The 26,847-nt window shown below is 67.3% G+C and carries 23 protein-coding genes; 14 read left to right on the top strand and 9 right to left on the bottom strand.

Annotation, left to right across the window (positions count from 1 at the left end; genetic code table 11):
- The first annotated feature begins 3 nt into the window (after nt 1-3).
- Together cydB and F7R26_RS29310 are read left to right on the top strand one after the other, a co-directional pair.
- On the top strand, nt 4-1,011 hold the full coding sequence (gene cydB, locus F7R26_RS29305; protein WP_150985599.1) for a cytochrome d ubiquinol oxidase subunit II: 1,008 nt from the start codon (nt 4-6) through the stop codon (nt 1,009-1,011).
- Nucleotides 1,011-1,175: a DUF2474 family protein gene (locus F7R26_RS29310; RefSeq protein WP_082055131.1), complete on the top strand. Its 165-nt coding sequence runs from the start codon at nt 1,011-1,013 to the stop codon at nt 1,173-1,175. The genes cydB and F7R26_RS29310 overlap by 1 nt, the downstream gene beginning before the upstream one ends.
- An 82-nt stretch (nt 1,176-1,257) precedes the next feature.
- Here F7R26_RS29310 and F7R26_RS29315 read toward each other — a convergent pair whose 3' ends face one another.
- Nucleotides 1,258-2,022 (bottom strand): SDR family NAD(P)-dependent oxidoreductase, encoded by a 765-nt coding sequence (locus tag F7R26_RS29315; RefSeq protein ID WP_150985600.1) that lies wholly within the window; start codon nt 2,020-2,022, stop codon nt 1,258-1,260.
- Between the two features lie 158 nt (nt 2,023-2,180).
- On the opposite strand from F7R26_RS29315, the gene F7R26_RS29320 reads away from it, so the two are divergent.
- The 9 genes from F7R26_RS29320 to F7R26_RS29360 all read left to right on the top strand — a co-directional run bounded on the left by F7R26_RS29320 (nt 2,181) and on the right by F7R26_RS29360 (nt 12,790).
- The gene (locus F7R26_RS29320; RefSeq protein ID WP_150985601.1) at nt 2,181-2,777 is read left to right on the top strand and encodes a TetR/AcrR family transcriptional regulator; all 597 of its coding nucleotides are present in this window, start codon (nt 2,181-2,183) and stop codon (nt 2,775-2,777) included.
- 52 nt (nt 2,778-2,829) lie between these two features.
- Nucleotides 2,830-4,146 carry an MFS transporter gene (locus F7R26_RS29325; protein ID WP_150985602.1) on the top strand — a complete coding sequence of 439 codons (1,317 nt, stop codon included), beginning with the start codon at nt 2,830-2,832 and terminating at the stop codon, nt 4,144-4,146.
- Between the two features lie 365 nt (nt 4,147-4,511).
- Nucleotides 4,512-6,527: a hypothetical protein gene (locus tag F7R26_RS29330; RefSeq protein ID WP_416351345.1), complete on the top strand. Its 2,016-nt coding sequence runs from the start codon at nt 4,512-4,514 to the stop codon at nt 6,525-6,527.
- A gap of 28 nt (nt 6,528-6,555) precedes the next feature.
- Nucleotides 6,556-6,720, top strand: coding sequence for a hypothetical protein (locus F7R26_RS29335; protein WP_170301848.1), 165 nt, complete (start codon nt 6,556-6,558; stop codon nt 6,718-6,720).
- Between the two features lie 101 nt (nt 6,721-6,821).
- Nucleotides 6,822-8,975: a phosphocholine-specific phospholipase C gene (locus tag F7R26_RS29340; protein WP_150985603.1), complete on the top strand. Its 2,154-nt coding sequence runs from the start codon at nt 6,822-6,824 to the stop codon at nt 8,973-8,975.
- Nucleotides 8,976-9,123: 148 nt separating this feature from the next.
- On the top strand, nt 9,124-9,993 hold the full coding sequence (locus F7R26_RS29345; protein ID WP_150985604.1) for a LysR substrate-binding domain-containing protein: 870 nt from the start codon (nt 9,124-9,126) through the stop codon (nt 9,991-9,993).
- 146 nt (nt 9,994-10,139) lie between these two features.
- On the top strand, nt 10,140-10,847 hold the full coding sequence (locus F7R26_RS29350; protein ID WP_150985605.1) for an HAD family hydrolase: 708 nt from the start codon (nt 10,140-10,142) through the stop codon (nt 10,845-10,847).
- A gap of 147 nt (nt 10,848-10,994) precedes the next feature.
- Nucleotides 10,995-12,026, top strand: coding sequence for a M14 family zinc carboxypeptidase (locus F7R26_RS29355; RefSeq protein WP_150985606.1), 1,032 nt, complete (start codon nt 10,995-10,997; stop codon nt 12,024-12,026).
- Entirely contained in the window at nt 12,023-12,790 is a 768-nt protein-coding gene (locus F7R26_RS29360) for an alpha/beta fold hydrolase (RefSeq protein WP_150985607.1), read from the top strand. Before F7R26_RS29355 ends, F7R26_RS29360 begins: the two co-directional genes overlap by 4 nt.
- A 34-nt stretch (nt 12,791-12,824) precedes the next feature.
- Here the strand turns inward: F7R26_RS29360 and treF are convergent, their stop codons facing one another.
- The 4 genes from treF to F7R26_RS29380 all read right to left on the bottom strand — a co-directional run bounded on the left by treF (nt 12,825) and on the right by F7R26_RS29380 (nt 18,721).
- On the bottom strand, nt 12,825-14,495 hold the full coding sequence (treF, locus tag F7R26_RS29365) for an alpha,alpha-trehalase TreF (protein WP_241754577.1): 1,671 nt from the start codon (nt 14,493-14,495) through the stop codon (nt 12,825-12,827).
- A gap of 180 nt (nt 14,496-14,675) precedes the next feature.
- The gene (locus tag F7R26_RS29370) at nt 14,676-16,853 is read right to left on the bottom strand and encodes a sensor domain-containing protein (RefSeq protein WP_150985608.1); all 2,178 of its coding nucleotides are present in this window, start codon (nt 16,851-16,853) and stop codon (nt 14,676-14,678) included.
- Nucleotides 16,854-16,999: 146 nt separating this feature from the next.
- Complete coding sequence (locus tag F7R26_RS29375) at nt 17,000-17,740, bottom strand: DsbA family protein (RefSeq protein ID WP_150985609.1); 741 nt, start codon at nt 17,738-17,740, stop codon at nt 17,000-17,002.
- Nucleotides 17,741-17,815: 75 nt separating this feature from the next.
- Entirely contained in the window at nt 17,816-18,721 is a 906-nt protein-coding gene (locus F7R26_RS29380) for an MBL fold metallo-hydrolase (protein ID WP_150985610.1), read from the bottom strand.
- Between the two features lie 170 nt (nt 18,722-18,891).
- On the opposite strand from F7R26_RS29380, the gene F7R26_RS29385 reads away from it, so the two are divergent.
- Nucleotides 18,892-19,818 carry a LysR family transcriptional regulator gene (locus F7R26_RS29385; RefSeq protein WP_150985611.1) on the top strand — a complete coding sequence of 309 codons (927 nt, stop codon included), beginning with the start codon at nt 18,892-18,894 and terminating at the stop codon, nt 19,816-19,818.
- Between the two features lie 54 nt (nt 19,819-19,872).
- Here the strand turns inward: F7R26_RS29385 and F7R26_RS29390 are convergent, their stop codons facing one another.
- From F7R26_RS29390 to F7R26_RS29400, 3 genes are all read right to left on the bottom strand, one after another.
- Nucleotides 19,873-22,011, bottom strand: a complete 2,139-nt coding sequence (locus F7R26_RS29390) for an alpha/beta hydrolase domain-containing protein (protein WP_150985612.1) — start codon at nt 22,009-22,011, stop codon at nt 19,873-19,875.
- A gap of 168 nt (nt 22,012-22,179) precedes the next feature.
- Entirely contained in the window at nt 22,180-22,701 is a 522-nt protein-coding gene (locus tag F7R26_RS29395; RefSeq protein WP_150985613.1) for a DUF2938 domain-containing protein, read from the bottom strand.
- Entirely contained in the window at nt 22,694-23,575 is an 882-nt protein-coding gene (locus tag F7R26_RS29400; protein WP_150985614.1) for a class I SAM-dependent methyltransferase, read from the bottom strand. The genes F7R26_RS29395 and F7R26_RS29400 overlap by 8 nt, the downstream gene beginning before the upstream one ends.
- Nucleotides 23,576-23,648: 73 nt before the next feature.
- Here F7R26_RS29400 and F7R26_RS29405 point away from each other — a divergent pair, with 73 nt between their 5' ends.
- On the top strand, nt 23,649-24,077 hold the full coding sequence (locus F7R26_RS29405; protein ID WP_150985615.1) for a helix-turn-helix domain-containing protein: 429 nt from the start codon (nt 23,649-23,651) through the stop codon (nt 24,075-24,077).
- 87 nt (nt 24,078-24,164) lie between these two features.
- Entirely contained in the window at nt 24,165-25,232 is a 1,068-nt protein-coding gene (locus F7R26_RS29410) for a GNAT family N-acetyltransferase (RefSeq protein WP_150985616.1), read from the top strand.
- A 101-nt stretch (nt 25,233-25,333) separates the two neighbouring features.
- On the opposite strand, the gene pdxR is transcribed toward F7R26_RS29410, so the two are convergent.
- Nucleotides 25,334-26,779, bottom strand: a complete 1,446-nt coding sequence (gene pdxR, locus F7R26_RS29415; RefSeq protein WP_150985617.1) for a MocR-like pyridoxine biosynthesis transcription factor PdxR — start codon at nt 26,777-26,779, stop codon at nt 25,334-25,336.
- Nucleotides 26,780-26,847 lie beyond the last annotated feature (68 nt).

Below are 26,847 nucleotides of genomic sequence, written 5' to 3' on the forward strand. Positions count from 1 at the left end.
ATCATGGGCATCGACCTCTCTCTGATCTGGGCCGTCATCATCTTCTTTGGCGTGATGATGTACGTGGTGATGGACGGTTTCGACCTGGGCATCGGCATGCTGTATCCCTTCGTGCCGGACCGCCATGACCGCGACGTCATGATGAACACGGTGGCACCTGTATGGGACGGCAACGAGACCTGGCTGGTGCTGGGCGGCGCCGGCCTGCTGGCCGCGTTTCCACTGGCCTACTCGGTGGTGCTCAGCGCGCTCTACCTGCCGCTGATCTTCATGCTGCTGGGGCTCATCTTTCGCGGCGTGGCGTTCGAGTTCCGCTTTAAGGCCAATGACCGCGAGCGCCACGTCTGGGACAAGGCGTTTATCTGCGGCTCGCTGGTGGCGGCGTTTTTCCAGGGCGTTTCGCTGGGCGCGTATATCGACGGCATCAAGGTGACCGGGCGCACCTTCTCAGGCGGCCCGCTGGACTGGCTGCAGCCCTTCCCGCTGTTCTGCGGCGTTGGGGTGGTGGTGGCGTACACCGTGCTGGGCAGCACCTGGCTGATCATGAAAACCGAAGGCAAGCTGCATGAGCGCATGCTGGAACTCACCGGCAAGCTGGCCTGGGTATTGCTCGCTGTCATTGCGGTCATCAGCATCTGGACGCCGCTGTCGCAGCCGCGCATTGCCGAGCGCTGGTTCAGCCTGCCCAACCTGCTCTGGTTCTCGCCGGTACCGCTGCTGGTGGCGTTTGCCATGTACCGGCTGATCCGCTCGTTGCAACAGCATGCGCACCTCGCGCCGTTCATGTACACGCTGGCGCTGGTCTTCCTGGGCTATAGCGGGCTGGCGATCAGCGTATGGCCGAATATCGTGCCGCCGGATATCTCGATCTGGGACGCCTCCTCGCCACCGCAAAGCCAGGGCTTTGCGCTGGTGGGCGCGCTGTTCATCATTCCCTTCATCCTGATGTACACGGTGTGGGCCTATTACGTGTTCCGGGGCAAGGTGAAACACGGCGAGGGGTATCACTGATGCCAGCGACGCAGCACCGCCGGCGATCGCCGGATGATGCGCCCAGGCCGTGGCTCAAGCGGGTCGGCTGGATGGTGCTGATCTGGGTGGCCAGCGTGGCTGCGCTTGGCGTGGCGGCTTTGCTGCTGCGCCTGCTGATGCGGCTGGCAGGCATGCATAGCTGAGGGGCGTTGGCGGCCCGGCGCCCCGGCATCTGCGGGGCGCGATCCTTTGAACGTTGATCTTTGACCTTTGACCCTCAGCGGCTCACGCCGAAAGTCCACCATCCACGCCAATGCTCTGGCCGTGGATGAAGCGCCCGGCCGGCGATGCCAGCAACACCGCCAGCCCCGCCACATCCTTCGCCTCGCCAATCCGCCGCATCGGAATCGCGGCGGCCAGGCGCGCCTCCTGTTCCGGGTTACCCCATAGCGCCTCGCGCGAGAATTCCGTGCGCACCGGCCCGGGGTTGATCGCATTCACGTTGATCCCCTTCGGCCCGAGCTCCAGCGCCAGGCTGCGCACCGCGCCGTCCGTTGCGGCCTTGGTGATGCTGTACATGCCGAGCATGGCCGAGCCGCGCTTGGCGGCGATGCTCGACATGAAGATGACGGCACCGTCGCCACGCTCGATCATCTGCGGCGCCAACGCATTGACCAGCACCAGGTTGCCTCGCACATTGCCCGCCATGGCCTGCTCGAACACTTCCGGGCCCTGGCTCAGCAGCGCGCCCGCCGTGCTGCTGCCCGCCGCGTTCAGCACCAGCGCATCCACGCGGCCGTAGGCATCCAGCGCTTGCCTGGCAAACGCCTGCACGCTCTCCACGTTGCCGATATCGCAAGCGATGCCCTTGGCCTTGAAGCCCTCGCCCTCCAGTGCGGCCGCTACCGCCTGGGAAGCGGCCTGGTCACGGCCGGATACCACAAGCGCGGCGCCAGAGGCGCCCAGCGCACGGGCCATTTCCAGCCCCATGCCCTTGGTGGAGCCGGTGATGACGGCAACGCGGCCGGTGAGATCGAACAGGTTCTGCATGACGGATTCTCCTGATACAGAGGAAAAGAATGGCAACGCCGCCCGCATCCGGGATGCCGCGCGGCGATGCCAACTTAAATGATAGTCAACATTTATTGAATAAATTATGGCCGTCATATAAAATCCGGTCAAGCAAAGTTTCAGCAGGAGAGCCCGATATGGCGCGCGCATCACGAGAGCAGGCAGACAAGCACAGGGAAGCCATCGAGCAGGCCTCCTCCAAGCTATTTCGCGAGCGCGGCCTGAACGGCGTGAGCGTGGCCGAACTGATGGCCGGCGCGGGCCTCACGCACGGTGGCTTCTATGGGCACTTCTCGTCCAAGGACGCGCTGGCCGCGCTGGCGAGCAAGCGCGCCTTCGAGGAATCCGCGCGGCGCTGGTCGCGCCGCATCGAACGCGCCAAAGGCGACAAGCAGGCGATGCGCACCAGCCTGGTGGACGCCTACCTCACCACGGCGCATTGCACCGACCGCGGCGATGGCTGCGCGGCGGTGGCCCTCGCCGGCGACATTGCCCGCGAACCGGCGGACAAGCCAGTGCGCCAGGTCTATATCGACGGCCTCAAGGTCATGGTCGAGGACTGGATGAAGACGGTCGAGCACGCCGACCCGGCCGAGCGCCGCAAGCTGGCGCTGGGACAGCTGGCCATGCTGGTGGGCGCCATGACGCTGGCACGTGCCACGCAGGGCGATGCCATCTCCGAAGACATCCTGGCCGCGGCGCGCGACATGCTGCTGGGCCCGAATCCGCAGTAACAGCAAGGGCCAGCGCCCCAAGACAAACCAAACGCCCCCCGGAACCCGACCCATGTTCGCTCAAGCGCTTTCCAGCCGGCTCGACCGGCGCGGCATCCACTACGCATGGCTGATCGCCGCCATCACCTTCTGCGTGATGCTGACCACCTCGGCCGCGCTCGGCCTGCCCGGCGCCTTCCTCAAGCCACTGACGCGCGAGATGGGCTGGGACACGGATCAGATCTCATCCATCCTCGCGTTTCGCTTTGCGCTGTTCGGCCTGATGGCCCCGTTCTCGGCGATCCTGATGGAGCGTTTCGGCGTGCGCAACGTGGTGTGGGCCGCGCTGGCGCTGATAGCCGGCGGCATGGCGCTGGCCACCGTGGCCACCGAGCTGTGGCAATTGTTCATTGCCTGGGGCCTGATGCTCGGCGTTGGCTCTGGCCTGACCGCGCTGGTGCTCGCGGCCGTGGTCGCCAGCCGCTGGTTCAGCGCGCGCCGCGGGCTGGTGATCGGCATCCTGACCGCCAGCTCGGCCACCGGCCAGCTGGCGTTCCTGCCCGTGGCCGCCTGGCTGATCGAGCATATGGGCTGGCGCATCGCGGTGGTGCCTGTGCTGGGCGCCTGCGCGGTGCTGGCCGTGCTGGTGTTCTGCTTCATGCGCAACCGTCCGGCCGACGTGGGCCTGGCTGCGTTCGGTGAGGTGCCGGTGCACGTGCAAGCCGCGCCGGCACCGACCAGTGCGCCCACGCCGCTGACCTTGCGCGGGCCCTTTGTGGTGCTGCGCGACGCCGCCCGCAACCAGACCTTCTGGATCCTGGCCGGCACCTTCTTCATCTGCGGGCTGAGCACCAACGGCCTGATCCAGACGCACTTCATCTCGCTGTGCGCGGACTTCGGCATGGCCGCCGTGCCGGCCGCCGGCGCGCTGGCGATGATGGGCGCGTTCGACTTTGTCGGCACCATCCTGTCGGGCTGGCTGTCGGACCGCTATGACTGCCGCAAGCTGCTGTTCTGGTATTACGGGCTGCGCGGGCTGTCGCTGTTCTGGCTGCCGCACTCCACGTTCACGCTGTATGGCTTGTCCATCTTCGCCATGTTCTATGGCCTGGACTGGATCGCCACAGTGCCGCCCACGGTCAGGCTGGCAGGCTCGGTATTCGGCAAGGAGCGCGCACCAATGGTGTTCGGCTGGATCTTTGCAGCCCACCAGGTCGGCGCCGCCACGGCTGCGTTTGGCGCGGGCCTTACCCGTACCTTGCTGCTGACCTACACGCCGGCGCTGTACGCCGCGGGCGCGGCGTGCGTGGTGGCCGCGCTGCTGGCGTTGATGGTGCGGCGCCCGAACACGCAGGCTAGCGGTGCGGCCCCGCAGGCAGCCAAGGCCTGACATTCGCGGCGCTCGCCGCCGCTGCGTTGCCCACGTCGCCATGACAGGGGCAACGCAGCACGTTTGATCCCCGCACTACATCCCGCCTTACGCCTCGCGTCCTCTCCCTTCGTCGTCCTCCGCGGTCATTGCTGGCGCCGCACTCTCCTCGCTTTTTTCGTCCTCCATCCCGCCATCCAGGCAGGGCGTGCGCCTCTGCGTGCCGGTCCCATCAAGAATACAAATGGGCGTATCAGCATTCTTTGCCTCCCTGTCACCCGCATGACAACCCCTTTTCTTACTCTGCCAACGCGTCACGGGGAGCGTGATCGGACGCGCCGCCGGAGCGGCGCGCCGCGTTGGATAACAGAAAAGAGGAACCGGATATGGCATGGAAACAGCGGGCACGCATGGCATGTGGCCTGGCCCTGGCGGGCACGGTAGCGGCATGCGGCGGCGGAGGCAGCGACTCGCCGGCAGTGGTGGCACCCGATCAGAACAACACGGGCGGCAGTGGCGTTGCCAGCAAGAAAGTGCTGCTGGTCGGCGTGGACGGCGCCACCTATAGCCAGCTGCAAAACGGCATCGCCCAGCGCACGTTGCCCAACCTGGCCACGCTGTCGATCACGCCAGCATCGACCGGCGGCCGGCTCGGCACCACCACCGAGCAGGTTCCGCTTGCCGGCCCGAGCTGGGCCACCGTCCTCGCCGGCAACTGGGCGAACCGCCACGGCGTCAGCGACGACGTTGCCGTGGCCACCGGCTTGCGCACGCCGAGCCTGTTCCAGTACTTGCGCGCCAACGCCGGCTCGAGCCGGCTGCGCCGCGGCGTCGCTTCCAGCGCGCCCGTGCTGCCAGCACTGCTCAAGGCCGACGTGGCCGCGGGCAATCTCGATTCGATGCGCGACTGCACCGCCGACGACAACTGCGTGGCGCAAGAGGGTGTGAAGCTGGTGCAGTCCGGCTACGACGTGGTCTTCGCCCAGTTCAGCGCGCCCGACCTGGCTGCGTCCGCCCAGGGCTTCCAGAACGGCGGCTACGCCACCGCGCTGTCCGGCTTTGACCAGGCGCTGGGCAAGCTGCTGGCTGCCGTGCAAGCGCGCCGCGCCGCCAATGCCAACGAAGACTGGCTGGTCGCCGTGACCACCAGTCACGGCCTGGACGCGACGGGTTCCACCACCACGCTGCCGACGGTGCAAAACCGCACCACCTTCATCGCGCTCAACAAGCCCTTCAACACGGCGGTGGCCGGCAACCTGCCGGCCGCGCCCGCCAATGCGGACGCGCTGGCGGCACTGCCGACCGAGGCCGACCTGCTGCCCACCATGCTCGCGCACGTTGGCGTGGCCCTGCCCGCCGCCTCGTACCAGATCGACGGCTCGGCTTTGGCCGGCACAGCGGGCGTGCGGGCCTTGCAGTCCGTGGTGGGCAGCACCAGCACCTCGATCGTGCTGTCATGGCAAAACCCCACCACCGCCAGCGGCGACATGACCCTGCTGCGCGACGGCGTACAGATCGCCACGCTGCCGGCCGGCACGTCCACCTATGAGGACAAGACCATCACCCCGCCGGCCAGCGGCGTGTACCACTTCAACTACACGCTGGTGCGCAACGGTGTGCCCACCGCGTTGCTGGCACAGATCAACTACGTCAAGCCAATCGTGCTGGCCGACACGCTGCGCAACAACCTGGCTGCTTACTACAGTTTCGAGACGCTGCCGGCAACCGACAGCAAGGGCACGACCACCATCGGCCCCTGGATTCCCGGCACCGATGGCGGCTCGCTGAGCAGCGACAATTTCGGCGGCAAGGCGCTGAAGGTCGATTCGAGAATCGATGCCTATCGGCTCACGCAGAACGGCGCCGATATCGCACTCGCCCCGCAATTCACCATCGGCTTCTGGTTCAGGTCCGACTGCACGCAAGGCAACGGCACCGGCGAGCCGATCCTGGCCAACAAGAACTGGACCTCCGGCAGCAACGCGGGCATCGCGATCGGCCTGTGGGGCAGCTGCTCGGTGAGCTTCAACATCGGCAGCGGCGGCAAGCGCGACGACATCACGGGCATGACGTTCAGCGCCAACCAGTGGACCTACCTGGCCTTGTCGATCAACGCCACGGCCAAGACCTTCAGCGCCTACCTCATCGACCCGGTGCTCGGGCTGCAAAAGGCTGAAAACAAGGCCATCGCCAACACCGACGTGACCAAGCTCAACGGCCTGGCCACCAAGGCCTGGGGCCTCAATGACGATGCCACGCATGCCTATGTGGCGAACAACGGCGGCGCGCTCAAGGGCGTGATGGAGTTCAACGACCTGGCCATGTGGACGCGCCAGCTCAGCCTGGCCGAGCTGCAGAGCATTGCCGGCTCGCACCAGCCGCTGTCCACGCTCAACCCCTGATACCTATTCCCCGAGAGCAAACGTGACCATGAAGCCTTCAATCTCCTTCTTCGCGCAGCCGGGCTGGCTGGCGGCACTGGTGCTGTGCGCCACGCTGACGGCTTGCGGCGGCGACGCCAATGACAAGCCCGCCGATCCGGCGCAGCCCGGGCAGCAGCCCGCAGCCACGCCGCAGTTGCGCTGCGCACCCTGACAAGCATTAGCAAACCGTCGCCAACAGCGGCGTGCGCCAGCGCGCGATAGCGCACCGGCGCCACGCCCTGCACCAACCGAACAGTCCAGCATAAAACCAAGATGAGCCTTCACAGCAGACGCAAATTCCTCAAGATGGCCGGCGGCAGCGCCGCCGCCACCGCGGCGCTGGCCGCCTTCCCGCCCTCGATCCGGCGCGCGCTGGCGATTCCCGCCAACAACGCCACCGGCACCATCCGCGATGTGGAGCACGTGGTGATCCTGATGCAGGAAAACCGCTCCTTCGACAATTACTTCGGCACCCTGCAGGGCGTGCGCGGCTTTGGCGATCGTTTCCCGATCCCGCTGGCTGGCGGCCTCAATGTCTGGCAGCAGGCCTACACCAACCGCATCGTGCAGCCGTACCACCTCGACAGCACGGCCGGCAATGCGCAGCGCGTCAGCGGCACGCCGCACAGCTACCCCGACGCCCAGAACGCCTGGGACCTGGGCCGCATGAACAAGTGGCCCACCTTCAAGAACACCCAGTCGATGGGCTACTACACCCAGACCGAGCTGGACTTCCAGTTCGCGCTCGCCAACGCCTTCACGCTGTGCGACGCCTATCACTGCGGCTTCCATGGCGGCACCAACACCAACCGCCTGTTCCACTGGACCGGCACCAACGACCCCACCGGCGCCAATGGCGGCCCGGTGATCGACAACAGCGGCGACTCCATGGGCGCATCCACCGGCGGCTACCGCTGGACCACGTATCCGGAGCGCCTGCAGGCGGCGGGCGTGAGCTGGAAGCTGTACCAGAACATGCCGGACAACTTCACCGACAACCCGCTGGCTGGCTTCGTGCAATATCGCAAGGCCAACGAGGCGCGGGGCAATGCGTCCAATGGCAGCCCCTACCCGGCCTATACCATCGCCGACGACGCCATCAACCCGCTCATCAAGGGCATCGGCAACACCATGCCGGACGGCGGCTTCCTGCAAGCGCTGAAGGACGACATCGCCGCGGGCAGCCTGCCGCAGGTGTCATGGATCGTGGCGCCGGCGAACTACTCCGAGCACCCGGGGCCTTCCAGCCCGGTGCAAGGCGCCTGGTACACGCAGGAAGTGCTCAATGCGCTGACGGCCAACCCGGCCATCTGGAGCAAGACCGTGCTCCTGATCAACTTCGACGAGAACGACGGCTTCTTCGACCATGTGCCGCCGCCCTGCGCGCCTGCCTACGACGCCAACGGCGTGCTCGCCGGCAAGTCCACCGTCGCCACCGACGGTGAGTACCATACCGACATGCATCCCTACGGCCCCGGCCCGCGCGTGCCGATGTACGTGGTCTCGCCGTGGAGCCGCGGTGGCTGGGTCAACTCGCAGGTATTCGACCACACCTCGGTGCTGCGTTTCCTGGAGGCACGCTTCGGCGTTGCCGAGACCAACATCAGCCCGTACCGCCGCGCCATCTGCGGCGACATGCTGTCGGCGTTCAACTTCGTCAGCCCGAACAGCGCGGCGCTGCCCAACATCCCCAACCGCACCAAGACCGATGCCGACAGCGTGCGCGCTGCGCAGGAAGCAAAACTTCAGGTAGCGTTGCCCACGGTAGCCGCCCAGGCCGCCAACCCGGCCACCCAGCCCGCGGGCACACGGCCCTCGCGCGCGCTGCCCTACGAGCTGCATGTGAGCGGCCGCGAGGATCCGGGCGCCAAGGCCATGTGGCTGCTGCTGAGCAACACCGGCACGGCCGCCGCCGTCTTCCACGTGTACGACCGCCTGCACCTGGACCGCGTGCCGCGCCGCTATGCGGTGGAGCCGGGCAAACAGGTCAATGACAGCTGGGACGTCTTCACCGCTGACAACGGCAAATACGACCTGTGGGTGCTGGGCCCGAACGGATTCCACCGGGCCTTCCAGGGCGATGTCAGCACCGTGGCCGCCGCGGGCGGCACCGCGCCGGAAATCCGGGTGTGCTACGACATCGCCAATGCCGCCGTCTACCTGACCATGATCAATACCGGCACCAATGCCTGCACCTTCACCGTCACGCCCGCCGCCTACCGTGACGACGGCCCCTGGACCTTCGACATCCCGGCCGGCAAGCAGCTCGACCAGCATTGGCCGGTGGGGCTTCAGGGCAACTGGTACGACTTCGTCGTGACCACCACCCAGGGCAGCTTCCGGCGCCGCTTTGCCGGCCGCCTGGAAACGGGCGCCGACTCCATCTCCGACCCGGCCCAGGGCAAGCCCGCGCGGGCAGTGCCCTGAACGCAGCCCGGGCCGCACGCACAGGCCCGGGCTTGCCTGTTACCCCCGGCTTCTTCGCCGCGCCGCCGCGCCCGTGGCCGCGCGGCGAAGAACTGTCATAAATCGCCGCTAGACTGGCGCGCTTGCGCAATCCCCACGGAAATCCCCCATGCTCGGCGACCTGCTGACGACGTTCTATGAAGTGGCACGGCAGGGCAGCATCACCACCGCCGCCAAGCAACTGCGCGTAAGCCAGCCCACGGTCACGGGCCGCATCCGCCAGCTGGAAGAGAACTACGGCGTGGAGCTGTTCTACCGGCGCGCTGGCCGGGTCGACCTGAGCGACGTCGGCGTGGCCCTGATGCCGGTGGTGGAGCAGTTGATGCAGCACGAAGGCAGCGCGGATTTCCTGCTGCGCAATGCCGGCAACCTGCATCTCGGCCATCTGCGCATCGGCGCTACCGGCCCCTACTACATCCTGAAGAGCGTGGCCGCGTTTCGCGAACGCTATCCCGCCATCGAGATCAGCATCGATATCGGCAACTCGCAGCAGATGCTGGATGCATTGATCGAGTACCGCATCGACGTCGCCGTCTCCTCGCACGCCGTCGAGGACGAGCGTCTGGCCCGCATCACGCTGGCCACCGACCCAATGGTGCTGGTAGTCAACCCCGCCCACCCGCTGGCGCGCGCGCCCAAGGTCAGCCTGGCGCAGCTGGCAACCTGCCACCTGCTGATCCGCGAGCACGGCTCGATGACGCGCAAGGCCACCGAGACCGCGCTGGACGACGCCGGCTTGCCGCTGCCGGCCTGCACCGTCATCGGCAGCCGCGAAGCCATCTACGAAGCCATTCGCCAGGGCCTTGGCGCAAGCGTGGTGCCGCTGGGAGAAGTGCCGCGCGACCCGGCGCTGTGCATTGTGCCGTTTGCCAGCCAGCCGCCCGTGCTGCACGAATACCTCTATTGCCTGCAGGGCCGCACGCATACGCGGCTGATCGGGGCCTTCCTGGAATGCCTCGCGCCGCGCAAGGCGGCGTAGGCGGCATCGGCGCCCCCCGCAAGCTCGGCAACTTCGCCAAAGGCGGCAAAGATCCCTGATAGCCGTATCGGGATTCTTGCGCCGCGCTTCATCCTTGGGTCATTGCCGGTGGGCATCCTTGCCGCTTTTCCGACCGGAGACGGCGCATGTCCTGCCTTGCCTTGTTTGACCTCGACCACACCTTGCTACCGCTGGATAGCGAATATGAATGGGCACGCTACCTGGTGGAGGCCGGCGCGGCGGATGCCGCCGAAGTCGAGGCCAACAACGCGCTGTGGCTGGCCGAGTACAGCGCCGGACGCCTGGACTTCCACCGCCACGCCGCCTTCGCCCTGGGCCTGCTGGCGCGTCATCCGCATGCACGGCTGGAGAGCCTGCGCAGCGGCTTCATGCGCGACGTGATCGCGCCGGCCATCCGCCCCGAGGCGCGCGCGCTGCTGGCCACACACCAGGACGCCGGCGATCTGTGCTGCATCGTCACCGCCACCTGCCGCTTCGTCACCGAGCCGATCGCCGAGGCGCTGGGCGTGGCGCACCTGCTGGCGGTAGAGGCCGGGCGCGACGCGTCAGGCAATTTCACGGGCGCGGTAGACGGCGTGCCGAGCTTCGGGTTGGGCAAGATCACACGCGTGGCGCAGTGGCTGGAATCGCTCGGCATGGCGTGGGCGCAGTTCGAGCGCACCGTGTTCTACAGCGACTCGCGCAACGACATTCCGCTGCTCGAAGCCGTGAGCCACCCGGTGGCCACCAACCCGGACGCTGCGCTGCGCGCGCTGGCCAACACGCGCGGCTGGCCCCTGCTGATGCTGTTTGCATCGGCCGAGCCAGCGCTGGCCACGGCCTGCCCCCCCTGACACCTGGCGCCGGTCACGGGGCTTTCACAAAACCGGGGGATGATGGCGGGCACGCTTTTGTTACCTGACCGGCCGCCAGCGCCTATATTGACGTTGACGCCCTGACAATCGACCATCGCATCGCCCCCCAAGGAGCCGCCCTCGCCCATGGCGCAGCCACCCAACGCAGGCAGTTTTGCTGAAATGCAGCAACTGGAGAGCATCCTGGAAGCCGGCGCAAGCCGCCTGGATGCCCGCCGCGTTGGCGAGGTGCAGGCAGGCGGCCAGTGCTTTCCCTTGTACACCGCCAGCATCGGGGCGAGCGATCCGCACGCGCCTGCCATCGGCTTTTTTGCCGGCATCCATGGCCTGGAGCGCATCGGCACGCATCTGCTGCTCGACTACATGCGCATGCTGCTGTGGCGCCTGGAGTGGGACGAACTGCTGGAGCGCCAGCTGCAATCCGTGCGGCTGCTGTTCATGCCGATCGTCAACCCGGGCGGCATGTGGGCGGGCGCGCGCGCCAACCCCAACGGCGTGGACCTGATGCGCAACGCGCCGCAGGACGCGGTTGGCCGGGTGCCGCCGCTGGCTGGCGGCCAGCGCGTGGGGGCATGGTTGCCGTGGTACCGGGGCAAGCTCGGTGCGCCCATGGAGGTGGAAAGCACAGCCATGCTGCAAGTGGTGGAGCAACAGTTGCAGGGCCGGCCCTTGAGCTTCGCGCTGGATTGCCACTCGGGCTACGGCTGGGGCGACAGCATCTGGTTTCCCTACGCGCGCACCACCGCGCCAATGCCGCACCTGCCCGAGATGTTTGCCCTCAAGACCATGTTCGAGCAGGCGCATCCTCACCACGGCTATGCCTTCGAGCCGCAGAGCCGCCAATACCTGCTGCACGGGGACCTGTGGGACTGGGCCTACGACCACACGCCGCCCGGCAACATCTTCCTGCCGATGACGCTGGAGCTGGGTTCCTGGCTGTGGATCAAGAAAAATCCCCGCCAGCTGTTCTCGCGCCAGGGATTCTTCAACCCGGTCAAGGCGCACCGCACCGCGCGCGTGCTGCGCCGGCATGCCAACCTGCTGGATTTCCTGGCCCGCGTGGCCTATGCGCCCGAGCGCTGGCTGCCACGCGGGCAACGCCGCCAGGAATTGCTCGACCGCGCCAACGCACAGTGGCCCTGGGGGCCGCCAGGATGAGTGACTGGATACTGCTGCGCGGCCTGACACGCGAAACCCGCCACTGGGGCATCCTGCCGGGCGTGCTGCAAACCCACGCCGGCATCGGGCCAGTCACCATGCTGGACTTGCCTGGCAATGGCGTTGAGGCGACCGGGCGCGCGCCAGCCAACGTAGCTGCCATGGTGGCGTTCCTGCGCGAGCGCGCCGCCAGGCAAGGGCTGGCGCGGCCATACCGGCTGCTGGCGATGTCGCTGGGCGCCATGGTGGCGGCGCAGTGGGCGCAGCAGCACCCGGAGGAGATCGGCGCGCTGGTGCTGGTCAACACCAGCATGCGGCCCTTTAGCAGCGTGGCCGAGCGGCTGCCGCCGCGCAACTGGCCGGCACTGCTGGGCATGGCGCTGCGCTGGCACAACGCCCTTTACTGCGAGCGCATCATCTACCGGCTGACCTGCAACGCGAGCGCGGCCTTCGCGACGGATGTGGCGCAATGGTGCGCGATTCGCAGCAGCGCGCCGGTAAGCCGGGCCAATGCCCTGCGCCAGCTATGGGCCGCGGCACGCTATCACGCGCCGGGTGCGCCGCCTGCCTGCCCGACGCTGGTACTGTCATCAGCAGCGGATCATCTGGTCGACCCGGTGTGCTCTGCGCGCCTGGCCGAAGCCTGGGGCGCCCAGCACCGCCGCCATCCCTGGGCGGGGCACGATTTGCCGCACGACGATCCAGCCTGGCTGGCTGGCACGGTGGCGCGGTGGCAAGCGGCAACCAGTGCCAGCCATCGCTGAAGCCATGCCCTCATGCCTTCACACCTTCGCGCCTTCATGGATGCACGGACTTCACGCCCGCGCGGCAGCGGCACGCCACATGCGTGGGGTGCTCCTGCAGCAGCCTGCGCACCACACCGTTGGTCCAGCCAAAACCATCCTGCAGCGGATACTCGCCACCCCCGCCGCCTAAGGCGCCGTCCTCCGTGAGCTGCAGGGCGTATTTCTCCACCAGCTTGTACTCACGCTGGTAAAGGCTAGCCACGGTCACCAGCCAGCGATGGGCGATCTCGTTGGCAAGCGCCGCTTGCCCGGAACACGCAAACCCGCCAATCGCCAGCCATTGCAGCGGCGCCCAGCCGTTGGGCAGGTCCCACTGCTGGCCGCTGACGTGCTCGGTGGTGGCAATGCCGCCGGGCTGCAGCAGCCTCGCGACCACGGTTTGCGCCACCCGCGCCGCCTGCTCGGGGGTGGCCGCGCCGACGAAGAGCGGCACCACGGTCGCCGCCGTCAGGTTGGCACGGGCGCGGTGGCGTTGCCAGTCGAAGTCGAAGTAGGCGCCCTCAGCCTCGCGCCACATGAGCCGGTCGATGGCCTCCCGGCGGGCCTGCGCGCGCTGGGCGAAGACCGGTGCGTCGGCGTCACCGGCGGCCTGGGCCAGTTCGGCGAGCTTGTGCTCCAGCTTGAACAACAGGCAATTGAGATCCACCGGCAGGATCGCCGTGGTGCGAACGGACTCCAGCCCGCCGCCGGGTTCCTGCCAGCGCGAGCTGAAGTCCCAGCCCGATTCGGCCGCGGCGCGCAGGTCGCGAAATACCTCCGCGGCCGGCCGGGCGGCCAATGCGGCCGTGCCGATATCTTCGATATAGGCTTCCTCGCGCGGGGTGTCGCGCTCGTCCCAGTAGCGGTTCAGCAGGCTGCCGTCGGCCAGCCTGACCACCCGCCGGCACACCTGCCCCGGCGCAAGGCAGTCGGCGCCCCGCATCCAGAAAGCGTACTCCTTGCGCAACTGTGGCAGGAAATCCAGCTCGGGCTGCACGCCTTGGTCCTCGAACAGCTCCACCATCAGCGCGAACACCGGCGGCTGCGAGCGGCTCAGGTAGTAGCTGCGGGTACCGTTGGGGATCACGCCATAGGTGTCGAGCAGGTAGGAGAAGTTGTCCGCCATGCCGCGCAGCAAGCCGCCCTGCCCGCTGGCGGCCAGGCCCAGCATGGTGAAGTACGAATCCCAGTAGTAAAGCTCGGAGAAACGCCCGCCCGGCACCACGTAGGCATGCGGCAGCGGCAATAGCGAGCATTGCGGCGGGTGCTGCGCGGGATGCCGGGTCAGCACCGCCCACAGCCCGTCGATATGGTCGGCCAGCGCCTGGTTGGGATCGGACTCGTAGCAGCTGCCCGGCACCTCGGGCAGCACGAAATGCGCGTGCACAAAGGCGGCAAGGTCGAAGCCGGCAGCGCCGGCGCGAGCGCGGTAGGCGGCCAGGATGGTGGCCGGGTCCTGCCGGGGCATGGCGTCGGTGAAGGTCTTGCTGTCGGGAAATATGCGCCCCATCTGCACCGCCACGAACAACTCCTGGTAGCGATCGGCGGGCGTGAGCGGATCGGCGTGCGCGCAGCCTGCCAGGCGGTGCGGGGCGAGTGCCTGGCCGCCGGTGGGGTCGCCCACCTCGCGCACATGAGGCTGGCCGGCCGGCTGGCCACCTTCGACGGTGATGCGTGGTGCCACGGCCACTCCCGGTTTTTACCCGTATGGCAGCGCGGGAGCCTGCCGACAAGCAATGAGAGTGGCTGGCTGCCGGGCGAGTTCCACCGCGGCGCAAAGGCGCTGCATACGGCCGGGACCGCGCTAACGGCACAGATCGCGACGCGCGCGCACAGGATGCCCCGCATGCGCCGGATGCGCCTCTTAGCGTTCCGGTGTCTGCGCCGTCACCAGCCGCGGCCCGACCACGGCGTGGGCGCGGCGGAAATGCTCGAGCGGCTGCGGGCGCCCGAGCAGGAATCCCTGCGCTTCATCACAGCCCTCGGCCTGCAGCAGGCTGAGCTGCTCGTCGGTCTCCACGCCTTCGGCCAGCACCGGGATCGCCAGGCTCTGGCCCAGCGCCAGAATGGCGCGGATGATGGCCTTGGCCTGCTGGCTGTCGGAAATTTCCGCGATAAAGGTGCGGTCCAGCTTGATCTTGTCGAACGGGAAGGAGCGCAAGGTGTCCAGCGACGAGTAGCCCGTGCCGAAATCGTCGATGGCAATGGTCACGCCCAGCGCCTTGATGCGGCGCAATATGTCCAGCGCCCGTTCCTTGTCGCCGATGATGGTCGACTCGGTGATTTCGAGTTCCAGCCGTCCCGCCGCCAGCCCCGTCTCCTCCAGCACTTGCGCCACCAGCGTGACCAGGTTGCCGTGGGTGATCTGCACCGGCGACAGGTTGACCGAGATCTTGCGCGGGAACGTCCACTGCGCGGCTTCCTGGCATGCGGTGCGCAGCACCCACTCGCCGATCGGCAGGATGGCGCCGCATTCTTCAGCCAGGGGAATGAAGCTATCGGGCGCGATCAGCCCGCGCTCGGGATGATGCCAGCGCAGCAGCACCTCGCAGCCGATGGCCTCACCGCTGGCAATGGCGGTCTGCACCTGGTAGTCCAGCACGAACTGGTTGGCGGCGATGGCGGTCCACAGCTCGCCGGCCAGCGCGCGCCGCTCGCGCTCGGCCTCGTCCATCCGGCTTTCGTAGAAGCAGATCGATTCGGACAAACTGCCCTTGGCGCGGTACATCGCCAGGTCGGTATTGCTGACGAGCTGGTCGCGATGGGTGCCGTCGCCGGGATAGATCGCAATCCCGATGCTCGCGCCCGTGGTCAGGTCAAAGCCCTCGAGCCGCACCGGCTCGCTCAGGCAGGTCACCAGGCGCGCGCTGAAGTCGCTCAGCTCGGCCTGCCGCTCGAAACGCTTCACGGCAATGAACTCATCACCGCCGATGCGAGCGATGAACTCGCCCGGCTCCAGCTGGCTGGCGATGCGCTGGGACACCGCGCGCAGCACGGTGTCGCCGGCCGCATGCCCGTGCAGGTCGTTGATTTCCTTGAAGCGATCCAGGTCGATGCCTAGCGTTGCCACCCGGCTGCCCTGCTTTTGCGCGCGCAGCAGTTCTTCGTCCAGGTAGTCGTTGAAATAGCTGCGGTTGGGCAAGCCGGTGAGCCCATCGTGGCGCGCCATATACTGGATCTTGGCTTCGATGCGGCGCTGCTCGGTCACGTCCTCGCAGGTGGTCACCCACGAGCCGTCAGCCATGGCGCTGTGCGACAGCGCAATGGCGCGCCCGTCGGGCAACGCTTCCACGCTGCGCCATTGCTGGTGGCGGCGCAGGATCTCGCGGTGCCGCTCGCAAAGCGCCTGCGCGTATTGCTCCGCGCGGTCGTCGGACTGGCCGGCCTCGGCCCGCATATCGCCGTAAAGGCGGCTGGCGAGCACCCCTGGTGCCGCGATTTCGCTCTCGCGCACGCCGGCCATGGTGCGGCACAGGGCGAGAAAATCCGCGCCTGGCACCAGCGCCGCGCCCGCGCCGCGGAAGATCTCTTCCATGCGGCGATTGGTCAGGATGATCGTGCCATGCGGATCGAACAGGCACAGCCCCTGCGACATGTTCTCCAACGCCAGGTCCAGCGTGCGTGTCACCTCCGCAATGCGCTCGGCGTCGGCCTTTTGCTGCGTCATGTCGCGCGTGACCTTGGCATAGCCAAGCTGCTTGCCCTTGCGATCGAAGATCGGCGTGATCAGCACGTGGGCCCAGAAGCGGGAACCATCCTTGCGCAAGCGCCAGCAGCCTTCCGCCGCGAAGCGGCCCGCCTCGCGCGCTTGCCGCAACGCCTGCTCGGGCAGCCCCGCGGCGCGATCCTCCGGCGTGTAAAAGCACGAGAAATGCGCGCCCAGGATTTCATCCCGGGTGTATCCCTTGGCCCGCTGCGCACCGGAGTTCCAACTGCTCACGATGCCAGCGGGATCCAGCGCATAGATCGCGTAATCGGTCACGCCAAGTACAAGCGTGCGAAAAAGTTCGGTCTCTCCGGGAGGGCCTTGGATGTGCGGCATGTAGGGTGCGGGTGTAGGGTCGATGCCGTCTCGTGCAGCGCTTGTCCCGACGAAAGGACAAGCCGCGTGCAAACGACAATCGACGGAACCGGCGCAGCCTGTGTGCCGGGACGTCGATTGGTATAACGGCAATGCGGGCGCGAAGTTTACCCTTGCGCAGGCAAAGCGCAACCCTGCGCGTCGCAAGCCGGGCCGCCGGCGCCATCCTGGCTGCCCGCCTGCACGCGCCCGCCCTGCTGCGCAACCGCCCGCGCCAGGCTTTCCTGCCACGCCCCCACGTCGCCAAGGAACGGGCCCACGTCCAGCACCGCAAATTGGCCGGTGCCGTTTTGCAGCGCAAACGTGGGGAAGCCATGCCCGCCCAGACGGTTCAGCAGCGCGCGGCTGGCGGCCATATGTGCCTGCGTCTTGTCACCGCCGATGTCCAGGCAAAGGCTGGCAAAGCGCTGCGGGTCCAGTCCGGCCTGCCCGGCAAGATCGGCCAGCACCTGCGCATCGGCAATGCGTAGCCCGTCCACATAGTGCGCATGCTGCAGGCGCGCCAGCAGATCGGCGGCGGCCTCGACGCCGCCCAGCGCCTGCGCGGCCAGGATCGCGGTGGTGGGCGGCGCGGAGTCCATCATCGCGCTCTCGTCGCGCAGCAAGCCTTCGAAATAGCGCTCGCCGAACGGCTGGCCGGTGAGCGCGGCGATGCGGCGATCGTGCGGCATCACGTAGTCGCGCCATTGCGCGGTGACGCGGCGGCGATTGGCGCCCGTGAGCATGCCGCCGCCGTGCAGCGCGAGCGCGAGGCCAGGCACGGCGCGCGCGGCACGCACCAGCGGCGCGGCACCGTAGCACCAGCCACACAGCGGGTCGTAGATGTAATGCAGGGTGAGACCGGACATGATCAATGCTTCCTGAGAGTTGATGCTGGCGTTATGCACATCGCGAAACGCGAGACACGGCTTGGCGCCCAGCCGTTATTTTGCAGGCCACTGCATTTCGCCTTTGATGACCTTGGCGCTCAGATCGAGCGAGTCCAGGCCGCCCAGTTGCGGATAGTGCTTTTGCATCGCCGCGCTCAGCGCCTTGGCATCCGGCGCGCGCGCCGCCTCTTGCTCAAACGTGCGCAGGTAATCCCGCGTGAAGCGCACCGACGCCAGCGTCTGCGGCGCATCGTCCAGATAGTGCCCGGGCACGACCCGCGCTGGCTTCTTCGCCGCGATGCGATCGAGCATGGCGATCCAGTGCTGCCGCGAGGCCGGTGTTTGCGTATCGGCCACCCAGACGTGGCTCTTGCCAAAGACCACCACGCCGCCGGCCACGGTCTTGAGCGACGGAATCCACACCACCGTGCGTTCCGGCGCCGGGCCGTCCAGGCCCAGCACTTCCAGCTTGCTGCCCTCCAGCTCGATGGCATTGCCGGCCAGCGGCTCGGGCAGCACCAGCGCCTTGGGCGCATTGTCCTTCAGGATCGGGGCCCAATAAGCCAGCTTGCCTGACATGGATGCCCGGATGGCCGCCACCGTTTGCGGCGTGGCGACGATCCTGGCCGCCGGGAACGCGGCCTTGAGCACGTCCAGCCCGAAGTAGAAATCCGGATCGCTGTGGCTGATGTAGATGGTGGTGAGGTTCTTGCCGCTGGCGCGGATGCGCGCAACCAGCGCCTCGGCGTCGTTGCGCTGGAACTGCGCGTCGATCAGCACCGCGTCGTGCGCGCCGGTGACAAGTTCGGACGAGACCGGGAAAATGCTCTTGGTGCCAGGGTTGTAGACCTCCAGCTTGAGCGCGGATGCGGCCACTGCGGGCGCGCTGGCGACGATGCCCAAGCACAAGGCGGTGGCGAGGCCGCGCAGGAATCGGTTCAGGGTCAGGCTGGAGCGCATCGGGAGTCTCACATGGCTGGGAATCAAGGAAGCCGCCAGCTTAATTTGCACAGACCAGTACAAAAACCCCATAGAATGAACATCTTTGTTGCATCAATCGATCAAATAGGGCAACAAGCTAATCCAGCGTCACGTCACCAGATCACCAGCGTCACCCGCCAACGCAATCCATGGACCGCATCACCGCCGCCGAAGTCTTCGTAGCCATTGCCGAACGCGGCAGCATGACGGCCGCCGCCGAGGCGCTGGACATGTCGCGCGCCATGGTCACCCGTTATCTCGCGCAGATGGAAACCTGGGCCGAGCAACGCCTGCTGCACCGCTCCACGCGCAGCCTGAGCCTGACGCCCGCCGGGGAGCAAGCGCTGTTGCGCTGCCGCCAGATGCTGGAGATCGCCGCGCAGATGGCGCGGCCCGAGCATGAGCGCGCGGGCATGCCGCGCGGCATGCTGCGCATCAGTTGCGCGCAATCGCTGGCCGAGTCCGTGCTGGCCGCGGCCGTGACGGCCTACCTGGAGCGCTATCCGGAAACCGCCGTCGACCTGCATATCGGCAGCCAGGCGGTCAACCTGGTAGAGGCACGCATCGACCTGGCGATCCGCATCACCAACGACCTCGACCCCAACCTGATCGCGCGCCCGCTGGCAAGCTGCGCCTCGGTGATCTGCGCTGCGCCCGCCTACATCGCCGCCCACGGCATGCCGCGCCAGGCGCAGGACCTCGCCATGCACAACTGCCTCACCTACTCGTACTTCGGCAAGAGCCTGTGGCAACTGGAACGCGCGGGGCAAACGCTGGCGGTGCCGGTGCAGGGCAACCTCAGCGCCAATGAATCGACCGTGCTGCTGGCCGCCGCGGTGGCGGGCGCCGGCATCGCCATGCAGCCGCTCTACTCTGCCGCGCCGCTGCTGCGCAGCGGGCAACTGGTGGCCCTGCTGCCCGGGTGGCAACCCCAGGCGCTTGGCATCCACGGCGTCTACGCATCGCGCCGGCAAATGCCGGCAATCCTGCGCACCATGCTGGACTTCCTTGCGCAGCGCTTTGCCGCGGATCCCGGATGGCAAGGCGCAGGAACCGCAGCGAGGCTTCCGGGCTAGGCGGGGCGGAGCGCCCCGCCCGCCGCATCACAGCCCCTTCAAAAGCCCCTTCCCTCAGGGCAGCACGGGATTCGCCTGCGCACTCGCCACGCGCCGGTCGGCATCCGCCTGCAGCAGGAAGCGCCTGGCCACCAGCCCGGCGGCCACGCTCTGCACCTTGGCCACGTAGCCGGCCTGGTCAGTGTAGAGCGCCTCCAGCGAGGGCCGCGTATCGCCAGCCGCAATGCGCGCGGCCTCGGTCTTGTGGAAAGGAATGTAGCTGCCGCTCAGGTTGACCAGATCCACAATGCCCGGCGTGGCCACGTAGTTGAACTCCAGGCTGGTGCCCACCGGCGCGTCCACGTCGACGGCGTGGATGCCGGCCTTGGTCAGCCCGGTCTGCGCATCCACCTGCGGCACCATGATGGCGTAGTCCCGCCCCATGTACGACGGCGGCAGCAGGGTCGGGATGCCGGACTCATCCTGCGGGCGATAGGTCGGGCCGTAGTCGAGCAGCGGGAAGCCGTTATAGCGCGCCAGGTACTGCAGCGCGGGAATCGCGGCATTGCTGCCCGCGCCGGCCCAGGTAATGCCCTTGGTCACGGGGAAGGTCAATTGATCGGGCCGCACCAGCGTGCCATCGGCGATGGCCGGAACCTGGCTGGCCGGCGGCGCGACATCGCGAGCCACCCAGTCTTCCAGCGCGACGAACAGCGCGCGGAAGGTATCGGCAAAATCGACCATGGAACCTGCCGGGTACACCGTCGACACTGGCGCGTAGCTGATCAGCGGCGACTTGCCGCCGTGCTGCGTGCTGGCGTAGTAGTAGATGCGCGCATTGTCAGGCTGCTTCAGGTCGGCAAAGCCGTAGGGATCGGTCAGCACCGGCGAGCCCTGCAATTGCCAGAACTCCGTGCCCGACAGGCCGAGGAAGAACTTCGGGCAAGTCTGCGTAGCGGTGCAGCGCTGCATGACGCCGCCGGTGCGGCCCGCCAGCGTGTCCTGGTAGTCGGCGGCCAGCCCGCGCGGCGCGGTCTGCCCGAAGGCGCGATGGTCGGTGCGCAGGCCACCGCCGCCGCCCGGCACAGCGAAGCGCGTGTTGATATTGGTCTGGCGCGCGGCCACGTGCGCATAGATGCCGTCGAACACCTTGCTGCCATCCAGCGCCTGGTTAAAGCCAAGATGCAGGAAGGTCTTCATCGCGTTGCCCGATTGCGAGGTGCCCTGCCCGATGGCAAAGCGCACCGCGCCCGCCACCGGATTGGGCGTGCCCGCCGAATCCGCGGCCTGGTGCCGGAAGAACGTGATGGTGTCGCGCAGCGCCGCCAGGCCCACACCCATCACCTTCGGGTCTTTCGCCACGTAGGTGATCTCGTAGAGGTAGCCCGGCACGAAGCCGCCCTTGAGGCAGACGTTGGCAGCGTCGGCCTTGCCTGGGAAGGGGTTGCCTGCGTTATCGCAGGTGGCGAACTTCCAGTCCGTGGCGGGAATCGCTACGCGCGGGTCGGTCTCGTTTACGCGCCGCGTCAGCGTATAGTCCGGCAAGGTGTTGTCGAGGCTGGCCGGCGCATAGGGAATCATCGTGCTGTTGAACACGCCGCCCGGCAGGCTCATCGACGGGCTGGCCACGCTCGGGATCAGCTCCGCCGCATACGGGCCGGTAATGCTGCTGCCGTCCTTGTTCTTCGCCACCGGCACAGTCAGCGTGAGGCGTGCCGCCGAACTCTTCGGCACGTCGCCCTGCCAGGCCGAGTACAGCAGCACGTAACCGCGCTCGAAGTAGAGCGAATCCCCGGGCACCGCGGTGGGGTTCGGCATGGTCAGGATATTGCCACGATTGGGCGCGTCGTAACGCAGCACGCCACCCGCCTTGCTCATGTCCTTGGGCTTGAGCATGACGAATTCCGTGGTGTACTCGACGAGGCCGCGGCCATTCACCGGGGCCAGCGCCAGGTCCTGGATGATGGCGTTATGTGCATTGGCGGGATCGACCTCACCCTTGAGCGTGCCGGTGAGTTTTTCGTAGGCGCCCACGTTGCCGTAGGTGCCGGGCATGTCTTCCCGCGCGGTGATGGTCAGCGTCATGCCCGGGGTGGCCGCCGCGGCGGACGTGGCAGCGGCTCCCGTGTTTGCGCCGTCATCGTTGCCGCCGCAGGCGAGCAACGGCAAAGCTAGCGCCAGCGCCGCCGTGCGGCGCGCCAAGGTGGTCTCCATACTTGCTCCTCTCTTGTCGTACGCCCTGCTAAGGGGGGCGTTGGCGCAAAGTGTAGGGAGCGCGGCAATATAAGGTAAATGGATAATTTCGATGGATTATGTGGATAAACCGCTGAATCGCTTTTTGGCAGCGCCCATCGGATTGGGGTCCAGATGGGCACGCAAGCGCTACCAGAAACTCCGCCATGCAAGCGAGTCCAGCCAGCTTGCCACCCAACCGGCCCCATAAAGGCCCAGGCCGAATATCCCGTGCGTGACGACGCTATGCAAGCGCGCGACGCCCGGGCGCGGAGTACGGCTGGCGGCAATGCCCGCCCCCATGGCTGGCTGCATCACGAAAAACGGTGCGGCGACACTGCCGATTCCCACAATCAGCGCCGGGCCAAGAGTTGGATGACGCGCCCAGCCAAGGCCCCAAAAGGCCAGCAGTGTAGCCGCAAACGCGATGCCGATCAGGTAGTGGGCAAGCCAGCCAATCAGGCGCTCGCCCCGTACGGGCGGCGAAGCCGCAATGGGAGCGTGGCGAAAGCGCCCGCGCGTCAGATGGCCGAGCCAGCGGCCCACCAGAGCATAGTTCAGTGGAGGAATGCCGAGCAGCCGCTTTCGCGCCGCGGCCCAGATGTCCATCACCACGGTCGCGCCCGCCCCGATCAGGACAGCGCACATCAGGTAGCCCACCGCGTCAGACATGGGTGGCTCCCTTTAGCGTGCCTGGCGCAGGCCGCGCTCGGGCGCTGACCATCCAGCAGGCCGCGGTGAAGCGAACTTCAACACCGTGCACATAGGGATCGAAGGCGGCGCGGACCGTTTCGATGACCTGTTCGCGCGTACGCTCGTCCACCTCTTGAAGCATCAGGCCGACGGGACCAAGACAGGAGAGGTAGCCGAGCAGATCCGACTCGCGCATGGTGCAGTCCACCTCGATCGGCCGGATGTCGATTTCGGCCCAGCCGCTGTCTTCCAGCAAAGCAGCGATCCGATGCCGGTCCGCGAAGGCAAACTGCCCCGGCGCATCCGGCCGGCGCGCGGGCATGTTCGGCAACAGCGCTGCCGCGGCGCGCTCGGCCGTCGTCATGAACGGATTTTCCGCGGCACTGCGCCACGCGATAAAGCAGAGATCCGCGCCGTCCCGCGCGGCGCGGCGCAGGTTCTTGAAGGCCAGAACCGGGTTGTCGAAGAACATGACGCCGAAGCGCGAGATGATCCAATCGAAGCTTGCGGGATCGAAGGCATGGTCCTGCACGTCGGCGCGGATGAAACATGCGGTGATGTCTTCGCGTTCGGTGCGCGCCCGCGCGACGGCGATCATCGGATCCGAAATGTCGGCGCCGGTGCAATGGCCCTTCGCGCCGAGCCGCCGCGCTACGGCGAGCGTGGTGCTGCCCGTACCGCAGCCCACATCCAGCACCCGGTGCCCGGCGCCGGCGCAGACCGCTTTGACGAGCAGGTCTTCGAAGGGCTTGAACATCTGGTCTAGCGGCGCCTGCGCCTCGACCCAGGCGCGCCCGGAGCGGCCCCTCCAGAGCGGCGCCTGCTCGCTTTCGGCCCGTTGTGTGACGTCCATGATCGTTTTCCTTTGCTGCCCCAGGGGGCGGAAGCTAGACTGTGCCAGTTCAAGTCGACTTGAGGTCAAGAGGGTGAAAAGCCTAGACATAGCCGAAGTGGTGCAGCAGTCCGGCGTTCCCGCGTCGACGCTGCGGTTCTATGAAGAAAAGGGGCTGATTGCCTCTACCGGCAGGCGCGGGCTGCGCCGCCTGTTCGATGCCGGCGTGCTGGAACGGCTGGCACTGATCGCGCTAGGGCGCGCCGCCGGTTTCTCGCTCGACGAAATTGCCCTCATGTTCGCGCCGCAGGGACAGCCCCGTATCGACCGGCAGATGCTCGCAGCCAAGGCGGATGAACTGGACAGGACGATCAAGAAGCTCAGCGCCATGCGCGACGGCCTGCGCCACGCCGCCGCCTGCCCGGCGCCTAGCCACATGGAATGCCCCACCTTCCGGCGCATCGTGCAAGCCGCCGCGTCCGGCGCCCTTGGCGCGCCGCCGAAGAAGGCGCCGCGGCGTTAGCGCGGGGTACGCGCCTCGGGGTGGTCATGCTCACGCTGTGATAGGCTCGTGTGCCGAGCGTATCGCCTCGAAGTCGGATTCCGGCCCATGCCCCATTTCTCCTCCGATCGTGCACCCGTGGAACTCCATCGCCTGGACCCCGCAGCCGCAACCCCTGCGCAATGGCAGCAGTTTCACGCGTTTCGGCGGCTTCGGTTAGGTCAGGACTTTCCGGAAGATCCGGTCATGCCTGACCACGAGGCAGAAAATGTCCTGCGCCAACAGCACCCGATTCACGAGACCCAGCGATTGCTGGCCCTGCGCAATGGCGAAATGGTCGGCATCCTGACCCTTTCGTGTCGCCGCGAAGGGTCACCCGGGAGCGAGGATTACCTCGACTATGTGGATATTTCGGGCGGGGTGCTGCGCGATCACCGGCGCCAAGGCATTGGCAGGGCCCTTCTCCAAGGACTGGCGCACTTCATGGACCAGCGCGCCAAGCGTATCGCAACAACCAAGGTTCACCTGCCCGAGGGCCACGCGTACATGGCGCGGATCGGGGCGGATTGCAAGCTGCGCAATGTTGAGAATCGCTTGTTGTTTGACCAGGTGGACTGGGATGCGCTAGATCGATGGGGCGAGCCCCCCGCATTACGCTGCTCGCAACTGTCGTGGGAAATTCATGCGGGACGCGTGCCAATGGCGAGGCTCGAATCCTTGATGGAACCATTGACTTCGCTGCTGAACGAACAACCGCTAGGGACTCTCGATGGGCCCCGTCTGCGCTATGAGCTAGCGAGCTACCCAACCTGGTATGCAGATATGGACAGGCGCGGCGGGGATCATTTCATGGTGCTGCTGCGCGACGAGGGCAACATAGCCGCAGCGTGCGATGCCAACTGGGACCAACGGTTCCCGGGCCGAGTTCACCAGAACCTGACGGCAGTCGCACAGCCCTGGCGAGGGCAGGGATTGGCCAAGGCAGTCAAGGCCCGCATGCTCAAGCTTGTTCGAGAGCGCCGCCCGGGAGTGCAGATGGTCACTACCTACAACGCCAATGCCAACGCTGCCATGCTCTCGATCAACCGGCAATTGGGCTTCGCGGTGCACCGCGAGGAAGCAACGTATCAGATTGGCAGAGCGGCTTTGGGAGCGTACCTGGCACCCTGCGGGTGACGTATTTTGGCGCGGAGCAAAGAATCCGTGCCACCGCATCATCGTCGACCGAAAGCGCCAGACGTTGCACCGCGTGCATCCAGGCTTGAGCGCGCCGGCCCTCACCAAAGCTTGCGCAGCGCCTTCAGCCCTGCCGCGATGCCCGCCTCGTCGATCGCGCCGAAGCCGAACAGCAAGCCCGCGCGATCCTGCGGGCCGAGGTAGTACTCCTGCGCGGTCCAGACCCCAATGCCCTGCTCCCTCGCGCGCTCCGCCAGCGGCTCGGGATCGGCATGGCCAACGCATAGCGCGGCCAGATGCAGCCCGGCGGCGCAGGGCACCGGCTCGAGCCGGCCGCTGAAATCAGCGCGCAGCGTATCCAGCAGCAGTTGGCGGCGCACGCCATAAAGCCGGCGCATCTTGCGTACGTGGCGTGCCAGGTGCCCTTCGGCGATGAAGGCGGCGAGCGTGTCCTGCGCGGTGGCAGCACAATGCCAGTCGCTGCATTGCTTGGCCAGCGTGAGGGCCTGCCGGGCCCACCGCGGGGCCACCACGAAGCCCAGCCGCAGCGTGGGAAACAGGCTCTTGGAGAAGGTCCCGACGTAGCACACGGATTCGGCGCGATCGAGGGTCTGCAGGGCGTCGAGCGGGCGCTCTGCGTGGCGAAACTCGCCATCGTAATCGTCTTCGACGATGACCGCGCCGTGCGATTGCGCGAACGCAAGCAGGGCCGCACGCCGCGCCGCCGACATGGCATGGCCGAGGGGAAACTGATGCGATGGCGTGACGTAGATCACCCGCGCATCGGCGGGCAGCCGGTCCACCATCAGTCCTTGCGCGTCCACCGGCACCGGCACGATCCTGGCGCCGGCGGCGGCAAAGGCTGCGCGGGCCGGCGGGTAGCCCGGGTCCTCCATCGCCACCACGGTGCGCCCGGGCGTCACCAGCACGCGGGCCAGCAGGTCGAAGGCCTGCTGCGCGCCCGCCGTGACCACCACGTCGCCAGCCTGGCAGGCGACCGCGCGCGCAAACGAAACGTGGCTGGCAATCGCCTCGCGCAATGCGGGCTGCCCTTGCGGATCGGCATAGGCCACTGGCGCATGGGCCATCGCCCGCATTGTGCGCGCCGTCAGGCGCCCCCACAGGTCTGCCCGGAATGCCGACAGGCTGGGCACGCCAACGCGAAAATCAAAGCGCGGCACCAGCGGCGAAGCTTCCCGAGGCGGCAAGGGCGGCGCGCGCCAGAACGCGGCCAGCCGGCGCTCAGCCTCGGGCGCACCGGGCTGCGGGGCTGGCTCGCGCGTGCGCGCCAACAGCCCCGCCACATAGGTGCCGCCACGATCGCGCGCCACCACATAGCCCTCGCTCAGCAGCAGGTCGTAGGCGGCCACCACGGTGTTGCGCGACACGCCACAGGCCTGGGCCAGCGCGCGCGTAGCAGGCAGGCGCAAGCCGGGACGCAGGCGCCCGTCCAGGATTGCCTCCTTAAGCTGGCCGTGCAGGCTGCGCAGCAAATGGCGCGATCCGGCCGCCGGCAAGCGGATCGGGAAGGCGAAGTCTGGATCCATATATTTTCTGATTTCTTGCTCTTTTCTGGTACCAGTTTGCCGTCTTATCCTGGCCCTGTCATCCCCCA

The sequence above is a fragment of the Cupriavidus basilensis genome (assembly GCF_008801925.2).
GTDB classification, from domain to species: domain Bacteria; phylum Pseudomonadota; class Gammaproteobacteria; order Burkholderiales; family Burkholderiaceae; genus Cupriavidus; species Cupriavidus basilensis.